At 54.0% G+C, this 19,767-nt stretch carries 16 protein-coding genes and 1 pseudogene; 8 read left to right on the top strand and 9 right to left on the bottom strand.

What is annotated here, in order from left to right:
- The first annotated feature begins 604 nt into the window (after positions 1-604).
- Positions 605-2,494 (top strand): sensor histidine kinase, encoded by a 1,890-nt coding sequence (locus MUN86_RS08325; RefSeq protein ID WP_245124034.1) that lies wholly within the window; start codon positions 605-607, stop codon positions 2,492-2,494.
- Positions 2,495-2,647: 153 nt separating this feature from the next.
- On the opposite strand, the gene MUN86_RS08320 is transcribed toward MUN86_RS08325, so the two are convergent.
- Positions 2,648-4,000, bottom strand: coding sequence for a M20/M25/M40 family metallo-hydrolase (locus MUN86_RS08320; protein ID WP_245124032.1), 1,353 nt, complete (start codon positions 3,998-4,000; stop codon positions 2,648-2,650).
- A gap of 94 nt (positions 4,001-4,094) precedes the next feature.
- Here MUN86_RS08320 and MUN86_RS08315 point away from each other — a divergent pair, with 94 nt between their 5' ends.
- The gene (locus MUN86_RS08315; RefSeq protein WP_245124030.1) at positions 4,095-4,541 is read left to right on the top strand and encodes an META domain-containing protein; all 447 of its coding nucleotides are present in this window, start codon (positions 4,095-4,097) and stop codon (positions 4,539-4,541) included.
- A gap of 108 nt (positions 4,542-4,649) precedes the next feature.
- Here the strand turns inward: MUN86_RS08315 and MUN86_RS08310 are convergent, their stop codons facing one another.
- Positions 4,650-5,393 (bottom strand): hypothetical protein, encoded by a 744-nt coding sequence (locus tag MUN86_RS08310; RefSeq protein ID WP_245124028.1) that lies wholly within the window; start codon positions 5,391-5,393, stop codon positions 4,650-4,652.
- 199 nt (positions 5,394-5,592) lie between these two features.
- Entirely contained in the window at positions 5,593-9,042 is a 3,450-nt protein-coding gene (locus MUN86_RS08305; RefSeq protein ID WP_245124026.1) for a pyruvate carboxylase, read from the bottom strand.
- Between the two features lie 274 nt (positions 9,043-9,316).
- On the opposite strand from MUN86_RS08305, the gene MUN86_RS08300 reads away from it, so the two are divergent.
- From MUN86_RS08300 to MUN86_RS08280, 5 genes and pseudogenes are all read left to right on the top strand, one after another.
- A complete protein-coding gene (locus tag MUN86_RS08300; RefSeq protein WP_245124025.1) occupies positions 9,317-10,030 on the top strand; it encodes an SDR family NAD(P)-dependent oxidoreductase in 714 nt (237 codons plus the stop codon).
- A 68-nt stretch (positions 10,031-10,098) separates the two neighbouring features.
- A pseudogene (locus MUN86_RS32310) lies at positions 10,099-10,565 on the top strand (deoxyribodipyrimidine photo-lyase); the annotation flags it as partial.
- 150 nt (positions 10,566-10,715) lie between these two features.
- The gene (locus MUN86_RS08290; RefSeq protein ID WP_375379496.1) at positions 10,716-11,459 is read left to right on the top strand and encodes an FAD-binding domain-containing protein; all 744 of its coding nucleotides are present in this window, start codon (positions 10,716-10,718) and stop codon (positions 11,457-11,459) included.
- A gap of 71 nt (positions 11,460-11,530) precedes the next feature.
- Complete coding sequence (locus MUN86_RS08285) at positions 11,531-12,217, top strand: TetR/AcrR family transcriptional regulator (protein ID WP_245124021.1); 687 nt, start codon at positions 11,531-11,533, stop codon at positions 12,215-12,217.
- 311 nt (positions 12,218-12,528) lie between these two features.
- On the top strand, positions 12,529-13,845 hold the full coding sequence (locus MUN86_RS08280; RefSeq protein WP_245124019.1) for an ABC1 kinase family protein: 1,317 nt from the start codon (positions 12,529-12,531) through the stop codon (positions 13,843-13,845).
- 29 nt (positions 13,846-13,874) lie between these two features.
- Here MUN86_RS08280 and MUN86_RS08275 read toward each other — a convergent pair whose 3' ends face one another.
- On the bottom strand, positions 13,875-15,275 hold the full coding sequence (locus MUN86_RS08275) for a M64 family metallopeptidase (RefSeq protein WP_245124016.1): 1,401 nt from the start codon (positions 15,273-15,275) through the stop codon (positions 13,875-13,877).
- Positions 15,272-15,712 carry a hypothetical protein gene (locus MUN86_RS08270; protein WP_245124014.1) on the bottom strand — a complete coding sequence of 147 codons (441 nt, stop codon included), beginning with the start codon at positions 15,710-15,712 and terminating at the stop codon, positions 15,272-15,274. Before MUN86_RS08270 ends, MUN86_RS08275 begins: the two co-directional genes overlap by 4 nt.
- A 239-nt stretch (positions 15,713-15,951) precedes the next feature.
- Here MUN86_RS08270 and MUN86_RS08265 point away from each other — a divergent pair, with 239 nt between their 5' ends.
- Positions 15,952-16,815 carry a dienelactone hydrolase family protein gene (locus MUN86_RS08265; RefSeq protein ID WP_245124012.1) on the top strand — a complete coding sequence of 288 codons (864 nt, stop codon included), beginning with the start codon at positions 15,952-15,954 and terminating at the stop codon, positions 16,813-16,815.
- Between the two features lie 336 nt (positions 16,816-17,151).
- Here MUN86_RS08265 and MUN86_RS08260 read toward each other — a convergent pair whose 3' ends face one another.
- The 4 genes from MUN86_RS08260 to MUN86_RS08245 form a co-directional block, all read right to left on the bottom strand.
- Entirely contained in the window at positions 17,152-17,886 is a 735-nt protein-coding gene (locus MUN86_RS08260; RefSeq protein WP_245124010.1) for a phenylalanine 4-monooxygenase, read from the bottom strand.
- A 415-nt stretch (positions 17,887-18,301) separates the two neighbouring features.
- Positions 18,302-19,093: a DoxX family protein gene (locus tag MUN86_RS08255; protein ID WP_375379478.1), complete on the bottom strand. Its 792-nt coding sequence runs from the start codon at positions 19,091-19,093 to the stop codon at positions 18,302-18,304.
- The gene (locus MUN86_RS08250) at positions 19,045-19,335 is read right to left on the bottom strand and encodes a hypothetical protein (protein ID WP_245124005.1); all 291 of its coding nucleotides are present in this window, start codon (positions 19,333-19,335) and stop codon (positions 19,045-19,047) included. The genes MUN86_RS08255 and MUN86_RS08250 overlap by 49 nt, the downstream gene beginning before the upstream one ends.
- A gap of 46 nt (positions 19,336-19,381) precedes the next feature.
- On the bottom strand, positions 19,382-19,765 hold the full coding sequence (locus MUN86_RS08245; RefSeq protein ID WP_245124002.1) for a hypothetical protein: 384 nt from the start codon (positions 19,763-19,765) through the stop codon (positions 19,382-19,384).
- Between the last annotated feature and the right edge of the window lie 2 nt (positions 19,766-19,767).

Here is a 19,767-nt window from a genome sequence, read left to right as displayed (position 1 = left end):
CACATCGAATTTCTAGCGTATGAATTACCTAAAAATGGGATGTTTGCAATTGCATTATTTTTCATTTCACGGCTAAGCTCGGTTGTCAGAATATGCCTAAGATGTAGTTGGGCTAGCACCATACTCGAAGCTACCAAGGAAGGTATTAGCACATAAAATATATTTTATTTCAATAAACTCATTTACGTATACTGTTTTATCCTGATAGTTGTTAATATACCCTCTTACACGTTGCCTAGGCCATATACAGAGGTTATGCATTGATTTTATTTTTTATACAGCAATACAAGCCACACTCGAATTGTCATACCACATACCGAAGTAGATACTGGCAAGGAGGAGCCGCACTTACACTTGCACTAAATCTGTTTTATTTTCTTATTCATATAGGTTAAGCTTTAACGAATTGAGTAAGTAACATAGAATTATACGTAGATTTGACCAGTCGGTCAGCGGCTACTTTCTTTAGGTTATTGTGAAAACATTATTACTCTTTTTTACCCTATTTACTTTATCTATCTCGGCAGCGGAGGCGCAAAGTGCCAACCCGGCTGTTCTTGACAGTCTACAAAGGCAGTTAGCTCTTACTAAGCCTACCGATACCATGCGCGTAGTGCTGCTCGACGAATTATGCTGGAACTTAAGTCACTCTGATCTACCGCGCGCACGCCGTTATGCCGAACAGGGCATTGCGCTAGCTCGCAAACTCCATTACCTCCGGGGCGAAGCCCGTTGCCACAATGACCTCGGCACCTGCATGACCTTAGCCGGAAGCGCCGACGAAGCATTAAAGCAGCATTTAGCCGCTTTGCGCATGTTCAGGTCCCTGGGCATGAAGAAGGCGATGGGCTATGCTTACAACGGCATGGCCAAGTGCCACATTCTGCATAGTCATTTCGCTACTGCGGCAAGGTTCTACAACATGGGGTTGCTTTTAGCTGAGCAACGCCACGATTCTGCTGATCAAGCCCTATTTCTGACCAACTTAGCTGATGTAGCTTGGCAGCAAGACAGTCTCAAGCAAGCCAACCAATATATCCGGCGTGCTTTGCTGTTGTTTGCGATTCTCGACAATCTCCCCGGCCAAGCTAACAGTCTCTTCACGCTCGGCAAGGTGCAGGCCCGCCAGCAACAGCCTGACTCGGCGCGCACGAGTTTGCTAGAGGCGGTAATGCTGTATCGAGTGCTAGGTGATGAATACGGCTTGTCGGGAGCGTATACCCATTTATCGGTGGTGCTACGAGCCCAGCAGCAACTTCAGCCGGCGCTGGATGCCGCTACGCTTGGAATGCGTTATGCCCGGCAAGTAGGTTCGCCCGAACGGCAGCAGAACTCCTATCAGCAACTTGCTGAGAGCCATGCCGCACTAGGTCAATACCAACAAGCTTATCGCATGCAGCAGCGTTTTCAGCACCTGCGCGACAGTCTAGTGACGGAGGTAAACACGCGGGCCATGGCTACCCTTCAGAGCCGCTACAATACGCACGAGCAAGAAGACAACATCCGACTTCTCACGCAGCGTCAAAAGGTAACGCAACTACGCGTTGAGCGGGACGAGGACCGTATTCAGTTGCTTGGGGTGATAGTGGGCGGCCTGCTGCTGCTTGTAGTGGTCGGAAGCCTGCTATACGGTCAGCTCCTACGAAGCCGCCAAGAACTAGCGGCTCAGCACCAACTAGTAGCAGCGAAAAACACAGCTCTGGAAGATGCGGCCCATGAGCTTCGCCAACTTGCCGACTCTAAGGCGCGGCTTTATGCCATTATAGCGCATGACCTACGCGGACCAGTAATGGCCTTTACCGGGGTAACGGAGCTGATCAGCTTCTATCAACGAACCAACGACCAAGAAGGGCTCCGCCACTTGCCAGAACTAGTCCGAGAATCGGCCCAAAGTCTCAATGGCTTACTCGACAACTTGTTGAATTGGGCAGTTAGCCAGACAGGTGAACTAAGCTGCCATCCTGAACATCTGCATGCGCGAGAGCTATTGTCGGAGTGCTACGAGCTGTTTCAAACCAGTGCCCACTCCAATCAGGTTCAGCTTCAGTATGATGCGGATCCTCATCTGGTTTTGTATGCCGATCAGAACATGGTGCGTACTATCCTGCGCAACCTGGTCAGTAATGCACTGAAGTTCACTCCTACCGGCGGTACTATCCGGTTGCAAGCCACCCCGGACACCACCGACCCAACTCAGGTCTGTGTTTCTGTAACAGATACAGGACCCGGCATGCCAATCAGCCAATTAAAGCAAGTGTTGCACCCTCGGCAGCCGCAACTACGGGCTAGCAACTCTGGTGGCCCGGCTCAGGGCACAGGCTTAGGCTTGCAATTATGCCGGACTTTTGCTGAATGCCACGGTGGCACTTTGGGTATGAGTGCGGGTCCGGAAGGAGGCGCCATGGTGTGGGTAACACTGCCAGTGGCTGGCAACATTCTTAAAGTTGATCCTACGCAAGGTCAGCCATCGTTTCAGACGCATACGGCAGCCTAAGCTATTTCATGCTGTGCAACGCTACCAGCACCACGCCTTAGCAGGAGCTGCGGCAGCGTCAACCTAACATTAGGAGAGAAACAAAACAGGCAGTGCGAAGGAGTAGAATGATTCTACCCCTTCGCACTGCCTGTTTTCAATTATAGCCTACGCCTAAGGTTTGGGCGTTGCGGCAGCTTCCGGCGCAATACGAGTGGGTGTCTGCTGACCAGAGATGATACCGGTGGCACTGCGGGCAATGCCGCTAATAACGGCTGTCATGTTCGGCAAATTCAACGATTCTATTTCGTCGTCTACTGAGTGATAGAGCTTGTCAGTAGGAATCTGGTCGGTGCTGATGCTGTGCGCGGGCACCCCTAAGCGGGCCAGTGTAGCGTTATCGGAACGGTAAAACAGGTTCTGCTCGGGGTATGGGTCGGGTTCAACATGAAAAGCAGAGCCCTTTAGATTGGCTTGCAGCAACGGACCAAAATCAGACCGTTCGAAGCCTGTGATAAAGGCGGCATTGGGTCCAAACTTGGATGGTTTGCCAATCATTTCAATGTTGAACATGGCAATAATCTTGGCCGGATCAAGCTGCTTCGAGAAGTATTGGGAGCCGAAGCCACCGATTTCCTCGGCTGTAAAAGCCACAAAGATTAGGGTGCGGGCGTTGTTGTTTTTCTTTTTGAAAAACTCAGCCAACGCCACCACAGCCGTGGTGCCGCTGGCATCGTCATCGGCGCCGTTGGCAATGGAATCACCGGCTACGGCAGGCAGAAAGCCGATGTGGTCGTAGTGAGCCGAGAAAACCACTTGCTCAGCAGCCCGGGCAGGATCTTTGCCCGGCAATACGCCCACAACATTGCGCAGTTCCACAGGATGCATGGTGGTGTTGGCGGCTACCTTGAAGGTTACTTTCCCTTCGGGCAGCGCTGACGTTAGCACCACCACGCTAGAGAATGGATTCTCCGTTTTCTCTGCCCGGATGTTGCTGTGGCTTAGGTAATCGGCTACTCGCTTGAAGGCTGGTGCATGTACTGGGTCGAGCAGCACCACAGTGTTTTCGCGGGGCCGCACGATGTCGCGCATGTATTGCTGAAACTTATCCTGCGGGCCAACCACCAGAATCCGCGTGGCGGGCTCGTCGGTATCGGTCCAGTTTAAGTGGGGCTGAGTGGAGATAAGTAAGGCCTTGTCCTTGGCTACGGGTACATTGTTTATTGTCACAAATAAAGCGGCCACGCGCGTCTCGTACGCCGGAAAAACCTGTTCGTAGCTTGTAAGGCCCGGCAGCATTTGTAGGTTTAAGCGCTGAAACTCGGCGGCCAAGAACTGTGCCGCTTGCAAACCACTCGGTTTGGCAGCGGCCCTGCCTTGCATGTTGTCGGCAGCCAACGTGCGCATTACGCGCTCCACAGTAGCTGCTGATACCCCTGCGGCGGCTGTAGACGCAGCTTTCTTTTGTGCTTGTAGGTGGAGAACTGAAAGTAATAGAAACAGAACGGTAGGGAGGAATTTACGCATGACGCAAATTAACCGTTTTGCATATTTGCTTGTACAATTCAGTTGAGACCTTTTCATATTTTACTTACAAGTGCCCATTACTCTCTCTTGACTTATGCTTTACATGCCTCGTATTGTGCTTGGGTTGCCCTTGTTACTACTTGCAGCCTGTCAGTCCACCTCTCCAGCTTCGCAGCCCACTACTCCATTGGCTTCACTACGCAACACTCGTTGGGTGCTTCGCACCTTGGAGGGCCAGCCCGCTCCTGTTCCAACTGATGGCGAAGTGTATTTGCTGCTACGAGCCAATGAGTTGAATGTAGAAGGCAACGGCGGTTGCAACCGGTTCCGGGGTACGTTTGAACTCCCCGCCGATGGACAACTTCGTTTCGGGCCGCTTGCTTCTACCAAGATGGCGTGTCCGGCTCTCGCCACTGAAGCCGGCTTTATGAATGCCCTAACCAACACGCGCACATACAAAATCAGTGGCGACACGTTGCGCCTTTTCACTGAAGCAGCAACGCAACCTGCCGCCGTGCTGCACGCCGTGTACCTGCACTAAGAAGTAGTGCAGTAGCCGATTAACGCACGGCAAAAATCAAGTAGCCCAACAGTACCAGACATAAAAACCCTGGTACTGTTGGGCTACTTGCTTGAAACCCAGCGCTTGTTATTTAGGGTCAAGGGCGTTGAGTACGCTAGCCCACTCCACGTCGGTTTTGGCTTTTTGAGCGGCTGCCGATTCCTTTAAGGCAGCGGCTAATTCAGGCATGGCCGCTTGCAAGGTTTTCACGCTCAGTTTAAGCAACACCAAGCTAGCATCAGGACGACGCAGATAATACACGTTTTTGTCTTCAACTTGGTCGAACTGCTGGCCGGTATTGTACGCGCCGGTATTGTTGGCTCTGCGCATCAACTTCACGTACCGCTTCAGCAGCGCGTAGCGCCCCTCGTGCAACACCTCCACGTAGTCGGTGCGCTGGCTGGGCACAGGTGCTTCCTCGAAACGTCGAAACACTCGCTTCCGAACGGTGGTAGTTCCCGCAACCGGATCGTCCAGCTCGAAACGCGTCACGGCTCGGTCGTCGAGCTGTAGTGAATCGGTTGGTCGGTTGAAGGGGCGCATGAGCAGGCGCTGATTTAGTGCATCGTACTTGAGCGGTACCGGCGCCAGCGGAACTTTCGTCGAAAGCGTGAGCCGGGCCAACAGCCACCGGTTGTCAACGTAGGGCGACCCGATTACTCCCGCGCTGGTGGGTTTGCGTACGATGGCGGCGTCGCCTCGCCCTAGCGCGTTAATATTGTCTCGGGCTGCCGCGCCAGTCTGCTCAACCGGCGGTGGTAAAGAACTTTGGGCAGCAGCCGCTGTACTAGCTAGCAGCAAAACAGCAATAGGCAATAAGTGCGCAATCATAGCAATCTTAAACTAAGTATTTCGCTCTAAGTCAATACCTTACTGCATAGCTAACTACCCGCTTTCGGTCCAGGTTTTACTAGAACAAGGCAAGTAGAGCCGTTGTGCAAAACAGCAGCACAACGGCTCTTTGGGTTCTCTACATAGCAAACTCAACTTGTGGCACAAGGCAGCAGTAATATATTAGCTTTCACTCATACTAAGCCAGCGTCAGTACCAAATCGTCGGCATTAACGAGGGTGCCTTCTTGCAGGTGCAGGCTCTGCACGGTGGTATCTTCGGGGGCGGTGATAGTGGTTTCCATTTTCATGGCCTCGATGATGAAGAGCGGCGAATTGCGCTTTACTTCCTCGCCGTCTTTTACCAACACTCTGGAAAGTAGCCCCTGCAACGGAGCGCCCACCTGCTTGGCGTTGAACTTGTCGGCTTTTTGGTTTAGCACGCGCTTCACTTCCACGCTTAGGTCGCGCACTTCCACGTTGCGGGTCTGGCCGTTGAGGTTGAAGAAAATGGTGCGGTTGCCATCCTCGTTTACCGTCCCGATGGACTGCAAGCCCACAATGATGCTCTTGCCGCGAGCAATGTCCACAATGGTTTCCTCGCCCGGCTTTAAGCCGTAGTAGAACACCGGCGTGGGCACGATGCTCGCATCGCCGTACTGGACCAAATGCGCCCAATATTGCTCGAACACCTTCGGGTAGAGCAGCCACGACAGCAAATCCGTGAACTTGGCGCGGGTACCAAACTTCTCCTCGAACTTCTGCCATTCCGCGTCGAAGTCGATAGGCGCTAGATGCTCGTTGGGCCGGTCGGTAAAGGGCGGCTCGTCTTTGAGAATGACGCGTTGCACGTCGGCGGGCCACCCGCCTTCGGGCTGGCCGATGTCGCCGCGGAACAACTCGCGCACCGATTCCGGGAAGTTCAGGCTCTCCCCTTTCTCCACCACGTCCTGCGTAGTAAGGTTGTTGGAAACCAAATACAGCGCCATGTCACCTACCACTTTCGAGGAAGGCGTCACCTTCGGAATATCCCCAAAGAGCAAGTTTACGTCGGCGAACGTACTCTTGATGGTTTCAAATTTATCGAGCAAACCTAGCGCCGCTGCTTGGGGCCGCAAGTTGCTGTACTGCCCGCCCGGAATTTCGTGCTGGAACACCTCGGAGTTGCCAGCCTTCAAGCCCGACTCGAAAGGATAGTAATGCTCCCGTACCGTTTCCCAATAGTTGCTAAACTCGTTGAGCGACGGTTGGTTGAACTCACGGTGGCGGGGCTGGCCGCGCAGCATTTCCACTACGGAGTTGAAGTTGGGCTGCGAAGTCAAACCCGACAAACTACCTAGTGCCACATCAATCACATCGACGCCTGCTTCCACCGCCTTCAAATAGGTAGCTGCCTGCAACGACGACGTATCGTGGGTGTGCAGGTGAATGGGCAGACTGATGGTTTCGCGCAGAGCTGTAACCAGTTCGGTGGCTGCATAGGGCTTCAGCAACCCGGCCATATCCTTGATACACAGGATGTGCGCGCCGGCTTCCTCGATCTGGCGGGCCAAACGCAGGTAGTATTCGAGGTTGTATTTCTGGTTGCGCTTGGGGTCCAGGATGTCGCCGGTGTAGCAGATGCTGCCCTCGGCCAACCGGTCGGTTTTGTTGCGCACAAAGCCGATGCACGCCTCCATGCCGGGCATCCAGTTCAACGAGTCGAAAATGCGAAACACATCGATGCCGGTTTCGGCGGCTTGCTGCACAAACCGCTCGGTGAGGTTGTCGGGATAGGCCTTGTAGCCCACGCCATTGGCCCCGCGAATCAGCATTTGCAGCAGAATGTTTGGGGTGGCTTTGCGGAGTTGCGCCAACCGGGCCCAGGGGTCTTCGTGCAGGAAGCGCAGCGCCACATCAAACGTGGCCCCGCCCCAGCATTCCAATGAGAAAGTTTGGGGGTGCTGGTGGGCGTAGCGCTCGGCCACCTTCATCATATCCGACGTCCGCATGCGGGTGGCCAGCAGGCTTTGGTGCGAATCGCGGAGGGTGGTGTCGGTGTAGTGAATCTGCTTGTCTTCGCGCAGCCACTTGGCAAATTCCTCGGGACCTAGTTCCGTGAGCTTATTTTTGGTGCCGGGCTGCAATGGTGCTTCCGGATCGTACTGCGGTAGGCGCGGCTTGCGCAGTTCCCGGCGTTCATCCACGAGGCCCTTCACGTCGGGGTTGCCGTTCACAATGATTTCGCCGAGGAAGTTGAGCACCTTGCTGGCGCGGTCTTGCCGGGTCTTGAACTTGAACAGTTCGGGGTGGTCTTTGATGAAATCGACGTTGGCAGCCCCGCCCCCGAAAATGGGGTGCGCAATGATATTTTGCAGGAACTGGATGTTGGTGCGCACGCCCCGCACCCTGAACTCGTCGAGCGTCCGGGCCATTTTGGTGGCCGCCTCACCGAGCGTAGGCGCATGGGTCGACACTTTTACCAACAAGGAGTCGAAGAACGGCGACACTTTCACGCCGGTGTACACCGAGCCCTGATCGAGGCGGATGCCGAAGCCGCCGGCCGAACGGTACGCCGTGATGGTGCCGTAGTCGGGCTTGAAGTCGTTGGTGGGGTCTTCGGTGGTGATGCGGCATTGAATGGCGTAGCCGTTTTTCAGCGGCTTGTTGTCGCCGCCCAAGCCAATTTCGGGGGATATTAGGCGCTTGCCATCGGCAATGTGGAGCTGCGTTTTAATGAGGTCGACGCCCGTAATCATCTCCGTAACGGTGTGCTCCACCTGAATGCGGGGGTTTACCTCGATAAAGTAGATGCGGTCTTGCTCGGGATTAACCAGAAACTCGACTGTGCCCACGTTGTTGTAGTTCACGGCCCGGCCCAAGCGCAGCGCGTACTCATATAAGAGGTGGCGCATGTGGTCGGGCAGATTCAGCGAGGGGGCCACTTCCACTACTTTCTGGTAGCGCCGCTGCACCGAACAGTCGCGCTCGTAGAGGTGGACAAGGCCGCCGTAGTTGTCGGCGACCAGCTGCACCTCGATGTGCTTGGGCTGCTCCACAAACTTCTCTAGGAACACGGTATCGTCGCCGAAAGCTTTTAACGCCTCGTTGCGTGCCTCGAAGAAACCTCTTTCTAGCTGCTCATCATCCCGAATAACCCGCATACCGCGGCCACCGCCCCCAGCCGCAGCTTTCAGCATGACGGGGTAACCGATGCGGTGGGCTTCTTCTAGCGCAATAGGCAGGTCGGTAAGGTCTTGGATGCTGCTTTCAATAATAGGCACTTGGCACTGAACGGCCACTTTCTTAGCGGCTACTTTGTCGCCTAGTGCGTCCATTACTTCGGGCCGCGGCCCTACGAAGATGATGCCTTCTTCGGCACACCGGCGGGCCAGTGTGGCATTTTCCGACAGAAAGCCGTACCCCGGATGAATGGCGTCCACACCGTTTTCCTTGGCTGTCCGAATCAACCCTTCAATGTCCAAGTATGGCTTCAGCGGCTCGTCGTCGCGCCCGATTTGGTAGGCTTCGTCGGCTTTGTAGCGGTGCAGCGAGTAACGGTCTTCGTAGGTGTAAACCGCTACGGTGGTAATACCGAGCTCGGTGGCAGCACGCATGACGCGGATGGCGATTTCGCCTCGGTTGGCGACTAGCAGCTTGCGGATGTTCATCTTGGAGTATGCGGTGTTTAAGTAGAACAGGAATGCATGTGGCAAGCTAGTCAAAGACTTGGGAAATAGGAGCGAAAATTCGCTTCTCAATCATAGGATATTAAAATTTTAGCATGAATTCGTCTTTTGGCTACCAGTTACCGCAGCTAATGACACCACTAGTTGACAAGATCATAATCTAGACCACTTGAAATTGACAACCTCATATAATCGGCGCAAAACCTTAGCTCCGCCGTTCAGTTGTCATCAAATCCTTTCTATCTGACTTCACTCCATGGAATTCGCAAACCAAAACATTCTGCTCGTTGGGGCTTCGTCGGGTATCGGGCTAGCCACGGCCCAGTTGCTGCATAAACTCAATGCCAACCTGTACACCGCTTCGCGCCACCTTTCCCCGGAGCTAGCTGAACTAGGCACCACCTTTCTGGAGCTAGACGTGACGCAACCCATCGGCAACGCCCTCGACGGTTTGCCCGACGAGCTGCATGGGGTGGTGTACTGCCCAGGCAGCATCAAACTGCGACCTTTCGAGCGAATTCCGGTGGATGACTTTCGGGCCGACTTCGAACTGAATGTGCTTGGTGCCGTGCAAGTGCTGCAAGCCACTATGAAGCGGCTCAAGAAGGCCGGTGGCGCTTCGGTGGTGCTGTTCAGCACCGTTGCCGCCGATACGGGTATGAGTTTCCACGCCAGCATTGCTACGGCCAAAGCTGCTATAGAAGGCTTAACCCGGGCGCTGGCTGCCGAGTATGCTGCCAGCAACGTTCGGGTGAATGCCATAGCGCCGTCCCTGACGGATACGCCCCTTGCCGCCGCCTTGCTCAATACGCCCGAAAAGGCGGAGGCAGGCGCCAAACGTCACCCTTTGCAGCGCATAGGTCAGCCCCAAGACTTGGCCTACATGGCCTCTTTTCTGCTCTCCGATCATAGCTCCTTTATCACCGGCCAAGTGCTGCCCGTAGATGGCGGTATGGGCCGATTGAAGTAAAAGACAGCGCGGAGCTCTAGCTTTTCGTATCATCGTTGACTGACACACCGTATTTATAGGGATCAACGATGGGCGAAGTTCAAGCTTCGCGCTATACTTGCTTTATGACTGAAATTACGCTCTTTTGGCACCGCCGCGACATCCGTTTTCATGACAATGCAGGCTTGACCGCCGCCCTGCAAAGCGGGTTTCCTGTGGTCCCGCTCTTTATCTACGACCGCGAAATTTTGGATTTACTGCCTAGCCGGAGCGATGCGCGCGTCACCTTTATTTATGATGAAGTAGAACGGCTTGGCCGCAAAACTGCCCAGTCGGGGGCCAACTGCTGGCGTTCTACGGCCGACCGCTCGAAGTTTTTGCGCAGCTGCTGACCACGTACAAAGTGGCCGCCGTGTATACCAATGAAGACTACGAACCCTACGCCACCGAGCGCGACACGGCCGTGGCCCAACTATGCCAGCAACACGGCGCTACATTTCACGCGCTGAAAGACCAAGTGATTTTCGCTAAGAATGAACTACTCGGCAAATCGGGCAGGCCGTCCAAAGTGTTCGGCTCCTACCGCAAGGCCTGGCTGGAAGCCCTGCGCGACGAGCAGCTACGGCCGTATCCTTCCGCCGAACTGTACAACGCTTCCAACTTAACTAAGCTGCCAAATGCTCCGAGCCGGCCCACACTAACTGAAATGGGCTTCGAGGAATTTCGACAATTCATTCCTTCTGCTGAGCTACCCCCCGAGAAGCTAGTGCGCAACTATCACCTCACCCGCAACACGCCGGGCCGGGTAGACAGCAGCACGCGCCGCTCAGTGCACCTGCGTTTCGGGACGCTGAGCGTACGGGAACTGATGCGGCAAGCCCAGGAGCTGAACCCGAAGCTGCTGGACGAGCTGGTTTGGCGCGACTACTTCATGATGCTGCTTTGGCACTACCCATACACGGCCACGGAAAGCTACGAGCCCCGCTTGCGCCACGTACCTTACCGCAACAACGAAGAAGAGTTTCGGGCGTGGTGCGAGGGCCGGACGGGCTATCCGCTGGTAGACGCCGGCATGCGCGAACTAAACGAAACCGGCTACATGCCCAACCGGGCCCGCATTGCCACGGCAGGCTTTCTGGTAAAGCACTTACTCGTTGATTGGCGGTGGGGCGACAAGTATTTCTCCGACAAGCTGCTCGACTACGACATGAGCCAGAATGTGGGCAACTGGCAATGGATGGCCGGCACCGGGGTGGTAGCCGCACCTTGGTTCCGGGTGTACAGCCCCCAGAGCCAACTCAAGCAATACGACCCCGACCTGGCTTACGTGAAGAAGTGGGTACCCGAATACGGTACCAGTGCTTATCCGGCCCCCATAGTAGACCACAAGTTTGCGCGGGAACGGGCCATTGAAACCTTCCGCACGGCGTATCGGGCGGCTGTTAGCTGACAAGAACTGCCGTTGGAATCTGTTCTAAATAAACTCAACTAATCGGCCCTCCCGATGGTTATAACAGTACTATGGAACAGCAACCTTCGCCTCAAGCAGTGCCCGAGACGGCCAGCGCCACGAAAGTCCGGATCAAGCAAGCCTACCTCGACTATGTATTAGACAAAGGCCACCAGCCAGCGTCGGTGTATAAGCTCACCAAGAAGCTAGGGTTACCTGAGCAGGAGTTCTATCTGCACTACGCCAACTTCGACGTTATCGACCGGGAGTTGTGGGCGGACTTTGGCCGGGAAGCTCGTGCTACCGCTGCTAAGGAGCCCGTGTGGGAGCAGTACGGCGCCCGCGAAAAGCTGCTGGCTTTCTACTATACGCTCATCGAGATTCTGAAGCGCAACCGCAGCTACGCTCTCAATGCCCTGCGCCGTTCGCTCTCGAAAATGCCGGGCCTCACTCCTCGGGTGCTCGATGACTTTCGGCAGGAATTTGAAGACTTTGTAGACGAAATTCTGCGCGAAGGACGTCGTACCGACGAGGTAGCCAGCCGCCAACTCATCCAAGACGGCTACCCCCGGTTTTTCTGGCAGCAGCAACTGTTCGTGCTTAGCTTCTTTGCCAAAGACGACAGCGTCAACTTCGAGCGCACCGACGCGGCTATCGAAAAAGCCGTGACTCTGAGCTTCGACCTGGTCGGCCGCAACACCCTGGATTCCGCCACCGACTTCATCCGTTTTCTGCTGCACAGCCGCCGCCGACGCTAGTCTGAAAAGGCGCACGTCATGCTTAATCTGGTATGCACTTGTTGCAGTATCTGGCGGGCGCGCTTAAGCTAATGGCCCAATTAGCACGTCATGCTGAGCGCAGCCGAAGCATCTCGCTGGTGTGGTAAGCCTACCCTTGCAAAGTCAGCACGCGAGATGCTTCGGCTGCGCTCAGCATGACAGGAATATGGCAATGGTTACCTGTACAACCTGAGCATGCGAAATACTTCGACTGAGGCATTGTCTGAGTATAATCGCCTTGGCTAGATAGCTGCTGCACGACGGGTTTACACCGCTTCATATCAACTTTAATGTCCGAATTACCTGAGAGTAACTCGCTTTCTTCACTTCCTACCACCAAAGTAGCGCGGGCTGCGCGTTTTGCTCGTACCGGCCTCAATGTAGGCGCCAACTACGTGAAGCATTACGCCAAGCGCGCCGTAGGAGCCGAAAGCACAACCGACGACCTGCACGCGGCCAACGCGGCCGAGTTGTACGGTACCCTAAGCGAAATGAAAGGCTCGGTACTGAAAGTGGCGCAGATGCTGGCAATGGAGAAGAACTTGCTACCCACTGCCTACGCCGACCAGTTTGCGCAGGCGCAGTACCAAACACCGCCCCTATCGGGCCCGTTGGTGGTGAAAGCGTTTCGGGATGCTTTCGGGAAGTCGCCGTTCGAGGTATTCGAGGAGTTTGACATCAACGCCCGGCAGGCGGCAAGCATTGGGCAGGTGCACTTTGCCCGCAACGATGGCAAAGCCTTGGCTGTGAAAGTGCAGTATCCTGGCGTGGCCGACAGCATCCGTTCGGATATTCGGTTGGTAAAGCCGATTGCGTTGCGCGTGTTGGGCTTGGATGAAGCTACAGTCCGCCCGTACTTGCAGGAAGTGGAAACTCGCTTGATTGAAGAAACCGACTATGCCTTGGAGCTGCGCCGCGGAAAAGAAATAGCCGCCCAGTGTGCCGCTCTGCCCCACTTAGAATTTGCCACCTACTATCCTGCGCTGTCCTCAGCCCGCATCCTGACCATGGATTGGCTGCCCGGCTTGCACCTCAAAGAGTTTCTGGCCACTGCCCCCACGCAGGAAGTGCGTAATCAGCTAGGCCAGGCACTGTGGGACTTCTACATGTACCAGCTCAACGAATTGCGCATGGTACATGCCGACCCGCACCCCGGCAACTTTCTGTTGCGCGCCGAAGCAGGCGGTACCGTTGGCGTACTCGATTTTGGCTGCGTGAAAGAAGTGCCTGCCGATGTGCACCGCCTCTTCAACGATTTGCTGACCCCCGAAACCTTAGCCGACCGTAGTAAGCTAGCGGCACTACTCACCGAAGCCGGCATCCTGCGTCCTGAGGATGCTGCTACCCGACAGCAGTTCTACCTCGATACCATGCAAGCGTCGCTGGAATTGGTTGGTCGGCCGTTCCGGCAAGAGGTGTTCGACTTTGGCGACCCATCGTACATGCAGGCCCTGTACGCCCTCGGCGACGACCTAATGCAGCAACCGGAACTGCGCCAGCAACGCGAACCACGCGGCTCTGAACATTTTATTTACTTGAACCGGACTTACGTCGGCCTCTATGCCTTGCTCACCGAACTACGGGCAGTGGTGCGCACAAGTCGGTAGACTTGCCTAAGTGAAGTTAAACAGCAAGCTCACTGCTTCACAAGTTGCCGCGTGATTGGAATGCCATCGACATCTAAGAGTAGCGTGTAGATGCCAGCCTGGCTTATTCCTAGTTCCTCAGACCGCAACTGATACTGGTAGCGGCCGGCGGCTTGCCGGTTATAACGGATGGTTTTCACTTTGCGGCCAGCCGCATCATACACCGTCACGGTTACTGGCGCCACCCGAGGCAGTTGGTAGTTAAGCGTCAGCACGTCGCTTACCGGATTGGGGTACGTTTCCACTTCGTACACCGCCGTAGCGGAAGTCATGCTCACCCCTGCTACTGTGCGGGTAATGGTCCAGTCAACTGTATAACTGTGCTGTATGACGTGGCTGGCTTGGCGCGTCAGGCCCGTCGTATCAACCACGACGGCACGGACGGTGTGCATGCCCGATGGCACTTGCGCCAGCGCGACGGTGGTTGCCGCCGTGTCGCGGGCAAACACTTTACCATCGCGGGTCCAGGTTACTTTGAGCGTGTTAGGGTTGGGAGGTAGCAGCGTAAGCGCAAACGACAGGTCTTGGCTTGGGTTGCTGATAGTAAAGGTGGTGGGCGAACACGCTTGTAGAGGCGACACCAACGTGTGTATGCGTTCCACAAACGCTTCTTTGCACACCGAGCAAAAGGGCATGTCCAAAAACTGCATTTTACAGCTCTGGTGCGGCTTTTGCCATTCAGGGTGATCTACGTGCGGATAGATACCCACCGCATTCGTGCCCATCCAAGGAGCCCACCGAACCTTGGCCGGATCGGTAGTTTGCGTCATGTTGGCCGTCTCCCGCGCGTACTGGCTTCCTGCCCAATACTCGTCGGATAGCCCTGCAAAGGAGTGGCCGATTTCGTGGATTGCTATTTCCGATGCGTTGTTGTTTGCTGAAAACGTCGCAAACTGACCGCCCGAACCACCATATTCACTGGAATTGACGAGCACAAACACTTGGTCGTAAGTTGGGAAACTCTGAGCCAGCACCATGCCTAAAGCCGCGGTTCGTTGGGGTACTAGCAACCGGTGAATGCTGCCCACATCAAAGGTGCTATTGAAGTAGGTAGAAGCGGCGAAGGCCGGCGTAGCACCACAGTCGGGCGCCATGCGAGGGTGCGTCGAGCCGCTTTCAACAGAAGGCACTTTGATGGCAAAGGCGTTGAAGTACTGCTGGTACTCCTGAAATGGACTTTGGGCTAACATGCTATGCAAGGCCTGCTTGGCCCGGCTAACAAATAAGGGCATTTCAGCTTCCTTGTAGCCGTCGGGGACAAAGACCAAATTGATGCGCTTGGTTAAGCTGCCAGTCTTCACCAGCGTATCAACGGGAAAAGGTTGGGCGGCCACTGGCACTGATAGCCCCGCGCATAGCATCAATAACAACCAGACTGAATAAACTTTCATATTTTAGAAGGAATAGGAAGCTCACTAAGAATAAACGTTTGACCGTTAGCAATTTCCTCGATGCGAACAGTGGCGGCGGTCGGCTTCAGAGCCAGCCGAACAAAGAATTCGGCTGTTGACAACTTCACCTCAGTTCGCTGGAAAGTGCGCTGATCGTCGGCTACGTGCTCCAGGCTCCGGCGTAGCGGATGAGTTACTCTTGTTTCACTTACTACCTGGTGGCGACTATCGAGTTGGGAAACGCGCAGAAAAGTAGATGTGTCAGTTGCTGTTTCTGGCGTCTTTAGAGTGCCAGGTACTGCCTCAGCATGCATGTCGTGGAGGCGTGAGCCCGACGCCTCGGTTGTTAGCCGACCGCTAAGAAATAACAGCTTGGGAGCAGGCGCTACTGTTACCACCGGCAGCGGCCTGAAGTCGCCAACGGGGGGTGGGCGCAAGCTAAGAGCCCGTGCACGATGAATGCACAACTTGATAGATAATAGATAAGCCGCATAACCAGTCGCCCCTCAAATACCTACTACGCCTGACTGTCAGTCAACTGGCCGATTCCAGCATAAGCTTATGTAATTGTACAAAACTAAATTCCAATTTTACAGTTTACCACGCAGTCTTTTAAACCCGTGTCATTACATTGGTTTACAAGTTTTTGTACTAATCCTTCTTCCTTACTTCCTACATGAAAAAAATCTGGACTCTACTTACTGTGCTACTAGGCACAGCGGTTATGGCTTCGGCCCAAAGCACGATGAGTTGCTGCACAAAGCCGGCTGGTCAGAACGCCACCGAGGCATTTGCCATGCTTGCTACCAACGAAGACTTCTCGGGCGGCCACGATGCACCCTTGCCTTTTCGCTACGCGGGCGAAGGACAGCCAATCGAGTTTAAAACTCCAGACGGCAAAACCGGGAAAGGATTCGAAATCAAATCCGCCACTCCCTCCGACAAGTATCTGTTCGTGATTCACGAGTGGTGGGGCCTCAACGACTACATCAAGCAAGAAGCCGCGCAATACGCTAAAGACCTGCCCGGCGTTAATATCCTAGCCCTCGATTTATACGACGGCCAAGTAGCCACCACACCTGAAGAAGCTGGCAAGTACATGCAAGCCGTAAAAACCGACCGGGCGCAAGCCATCATCAAAGGAGCCGTGCAATACGCTGGTTCTAAGGCACAAGTGGCAAGTGTGGGCTGGTGCTTTGGCGGGGGCTGGAGCTTACAAACTGCTTTGCTGGCCGGCAAGCAAGACGTGGGCTGCGTGATGTACTACGGCATGCCGGAAAAAGACGTGGCCAAACTTAAAACCTTGAATACGGACGTGCTTGGCATTTTCGGCAGCCAGGATAAGTGGATTAATCCTGAGGTGGTAACTCAGTTTCAGAAAGACATGGCTGCCGCCAAAAAGAAGGTGACCATTAAGAGCTACGACGCCGACCATGCCTTTGCTAATCCTTCTAATCCCAAATACAACAAGACGTTTGGCGACGATGCCCACGCGCTGTCGGTGACCTACCTAAAGAAGAACTTCAAGCTAAAAAGCTAAGGTCGACACTATGGGCAGACGGTTGTAAGTAGTTGGTGGTCATACTATCTGCAACTTTCTTTACACTGCTTCCTTGCCAATAACAACAAAGCCCGTCTGTATGCGCAGACGGGCTTTGTTGTTATTCGGAGGTAGAAAAAATTTAAAATAATTGCCTCCACCAAACCTACTTTCAAAAAACAACAAGCAGATAGAGCAGAAACCGACCCGGCTTTTTCGAGTTGGAAACAATGGCTGTACTAGTATCCCCCTCCCACTGCCATGCTTCAGACAACTTGAAAAACTGCGGAACAGGCTTCCACACTATTGCTTGTTGTGGTTCTGAATATAAGAAATTTATTCCACTGGTTTTAGTTGCCAATCAGAAGCTAGAAGGGCCGCTAGCTCGGCTACGCTGCCCGTGAGGTGCTCCCAATTGGGCAGCACGAAATATTGGTCCTGCAAATGCGCTTCGCTGTAGGGCGTGTGCAACACAGTAGCCAAGTCGAAGGGTCGCCGGGTGCTTTCGTCGGCAATGCAGTGGTGAATCTCGCCTGATGAGGACAGCAAACCGGCGCCATACATCCGAGTAGCGCCGTTTTCTTCGACTAGCCCAAACTGCACCGTGAAACCATAGAGCCGATCGAGTCGCTCCAGCGCGGCGGCATCGTGCAGATGCTGCGCAGCTACTTGGCCTAAGAAATGCAGAAAATCAGCAAACGCCTTGTCCATGAGTAAAGGCACGTGCCCAAATACACCGTGAAACAAGTCGGGCTCCTCGATGAAGTCGAACTGCGTCATGGAACGGATCCAGACGGTAGCAGGAAACTTGCGTTGCGCTAGCAAGCCGAAGAACTCAGCATCGTTGAGCATGCCACGTACGGGCTCTAGCTGCCAACCCGTAGCCTTCTGGAGCCGCTCACTGGTCTCCTCGAAGTTGGGAATGGCGTTGCGACGAAACCCAACGCGTTGCAAGCCATCCGCGAAAGCTCGGCAAGCACGTTTGTGCAGCAGAGCGGTTTGGCGGTCGAACAATACCTTCCAAACCAGTTGGTCTTGGGTGGTGTACCGGTCGTAGTGTTGCTGTAACATGGCTGTATAACAGAAAAAACCCGGCTCCTTGAGTTAGGAGTCGGGCTATATAAGGTTTCAGAGGTTAAGTAGCATGATTCGCTTCTAGCTTCCGTACCGGCAAAGCAGCCCGACTCCGTCCCGCGCGGGACGAATATTGGTTAGGCAGAACTGTTTCACTAATTGGAGCGACATCATGGTGACAAATATAAAGTATAAGATTTATAACCTGTATCAGTCGAGCTATTGTTTTTTTTATGCACATCAGAAAAATAACATGACCTTTTATCCTTACACACCTTTAACTAAAGGGGCATAATCTCAATAAAGACGCATTTTTCGAGCAAACCCCTTATAATTTTGAAGCCTTATCTAAATAGTTGTCCTATATAGCAGCAATATCTTAGTGCTTTTAGCTGCTTTCTCTTTTAAAGCCTTACCGCTGAAATTCGTACTTGTTGCGCATCACAAAGACTGTAGTACTATTGTATTTCACTTCTTTCAGTATTGAGAACTGGTGCGCACTCAGCAACATAGTGCGCTTAATCGAGCAATTCTTCTTGTCGTCTAGCCCACGGCCTTCAAGCACAAGCTGCAGCGTTTCGTTAGGCAAATAAGTCTTACTGCTGATTTGCAGCGGCACGCCATCCCAAGTAAGGCAAGTGCCATCAACGGAAAGCAAGACCTTGTCAGCGCCTTTCACTTGGCTGCCATTCGGCTCCCGGTACACGAAGTTGAGTAATAACTCCTGCGGAGTGGCTTGCATGCCATGGAGAGTCGTAACAAGCGTAACAGGCTTTTTGGTAGTGTAATCTAGATAGGTTAGAGAGCCGTTCCACTCCTGAGTGATAGCGCGCAGCTCTTGCATAGCTACTTTAGCAGGTGCTTCCGAAGCCTGCGCCACCGAGCCGACGACCAGTACAAACAAAGCAATAGCTACTTGCGCTTTCACAGTAGCGGTCCGCAACGGCATTGGGCTAGCACTGAATTTTTGCATCAGCCAATAGTCTAGGGAGTAGCGCCCACCCCCAACAACTGCTACCAACACGAAGGCCCAAAATAGCAGCTGTTGGTAATACATACCGACAAAAGGTTCGGGCTCACCATACCACAAAAAGGCGATTATCAGAAACTGAAAAGCAAGCTGCACCCCACTCCAACGAGTCAGTAGGCCTGCTGCTATGAGTAGTCCACCAGCAAATTCTCCCCAAGCAGCCAGCCAACCCACAAATACGGTGTTGGGTAAGTGAAGCCGAGGTTGGCCACTTGCTGCACAAACCAATCGGGCGGGCCCAAGGGGGCAGTGCTAGATGTTAGCTTGGTGGTTTCTTGCGCAGTAGTCAGGTCAACCAGTTTAACCCAACCGCCCCCAATGGCAATAAATAGCCCTGCGTGCAGACGGAAAAGGAGCCAGGCACTATCAGCAAAGCGTGAAGAGAAAGGCGGGGCAATGAACAAGAGCTTTTTCATGGCGAGACGAAATGAGAGTTAAAACTTTTGACGCAGTTGTTTTCTCTCAAAGCTTGTTCTCGCTACTCATATTTAGGCCCGCTTCGCCGGTGATGCGCAGGTCTAGGTTGGCCTTGGTGTCGGTGGCATTAACGAGCACAGCCGCCGAGCCAGCCGCAAATTGGAGTGTTGCTCGTTGGCCGGGTTTAAGGGTGGCTTTACTGAACAAGGGCCCCGCGGCAGTGCGCTCTTTTACGTCAACGGCCGCTTTGCCCACATTGCGGGCGGCTACTTTAATGGCACCTCGCTGGTTGCCACCAAGCACGAACTGCTTGCCAGGCTCGATAAACAAATCGGAATGGACATTACCCCAGTAGGCACTAGTCAGTAGAAGCAACCCAGCTAGCATGGCCAAGGGCAACTGAAAACGAAGTAGGTTCAGGGTACACATAA

It is taken from the genome of Hymenobacter volaticus (assembly GCF_022921055.1).
GTDB lineage: Bacteria > Bacteroidota > Bacteroidia > Cytophagales > Hymenobacteraceae > Hymenobacter > Hymenobacter volaticus.
The sequence above is the reverse complement of the archived record's forward strand: the minus strand, read 5'-3'. Positions and strand labels throughout refer to the sequence as shown.

Coding starts and splice junctions, on each gene's coding strand:
- MUN86_RS08325 (WP_245124034.1), top strand. CDS start 605: ATGCGCGTAGTGCTGCTCGACGAATTATGCTGGAACTTAAGTCACTCT.
- MUN86_RS08320 (WP_245124032.1), bottom strand. CDS start 4,000: ATGCGTAAATTCCTCCCTACCGTTCTGTTTCTATTACTTTCAGTTCTC.
- MUN86_RS08315 (WP_245124030.1), top strand. CDS start 4,095: ATGCTTTACATGCCTCGTATTGTGCTTGGGTTGCCCTTGTTACTACTT.
- MUN86_RS08310 (WP_245124028.1), bottom strand. CDS start 5,393: ATGATTGCGCACTTATTGCCTATTGCTGTTTTGCTGCTAGCTAGTACA.
- MUN86_RS08305 (WP_245124026.1), bottom strand. CDS start 9,042: ATGAACATCCGCAAGCTGCTAGTCGCCAACCGAGGCGAAATCGCCATC.
- MUN86_RS08300 (WP_245124025.1), top strand. CDS start 9,317: ATGGAATTCGCAAACCAAAACATTCTGCTCGTTGGGGCTTCGTCGGGT.
- MUN86_RS08290 (WP_375379496.1), top strand. CDS start 10,716: ATGGGCTTCGAGGAATTTCGACAATTCATTCCTTCTGCTGAGCTACCC.
- MUN86_RS08285 (WP_245124021.1), top strand. CDS start 11,531: ATGGAACAGCAACCTTCGCCTCAAGCAGTGCCCGAGACGGCCAGCGCC.
- MUN86_RS08280 (WP_245124019.1), top strand. CDS start 12,529: ATGTCCGAATTACCTGAGAGTAACTCGCTTTCTTCACTTCCTACCACC.
- MUN86_RS08275 (WP_245124016.1), bottom strand. CDS start 15,275: ATGAAAGTTTATTCAGTCTGGTTGTTATTGATGCTATGCGCGGGGCTA.
- MUN86_RS08265 (WP_245124012.1), top strand. CDS start 15,952: ATGAAAAAAATCTGGACTCTACTTACTGTGCTACTAGGCACAGCGGTT.
- MUN86_RS08260 (WP_245124010.1), bottom strand. CDS start 17,886: ATGTTACAGCAACACTACGACCGGTACACCACCCAAGACCAACTGGTT.
- MUN86_RS08250 (WP_245124005.1), bottom strand. CDS start 19,335: ATGAAAAAGCTCTTGTTCATTGCCCCGCCTTTCTCTTCACGCTTTGCT.
- MUN86_RS08245 (WP_245124002.1), bottom strand. CDS start 19,765: ATGTGTACCCTGAACCTACTTCGTTTTCAGTTGCCCTTGGCCATGCTA.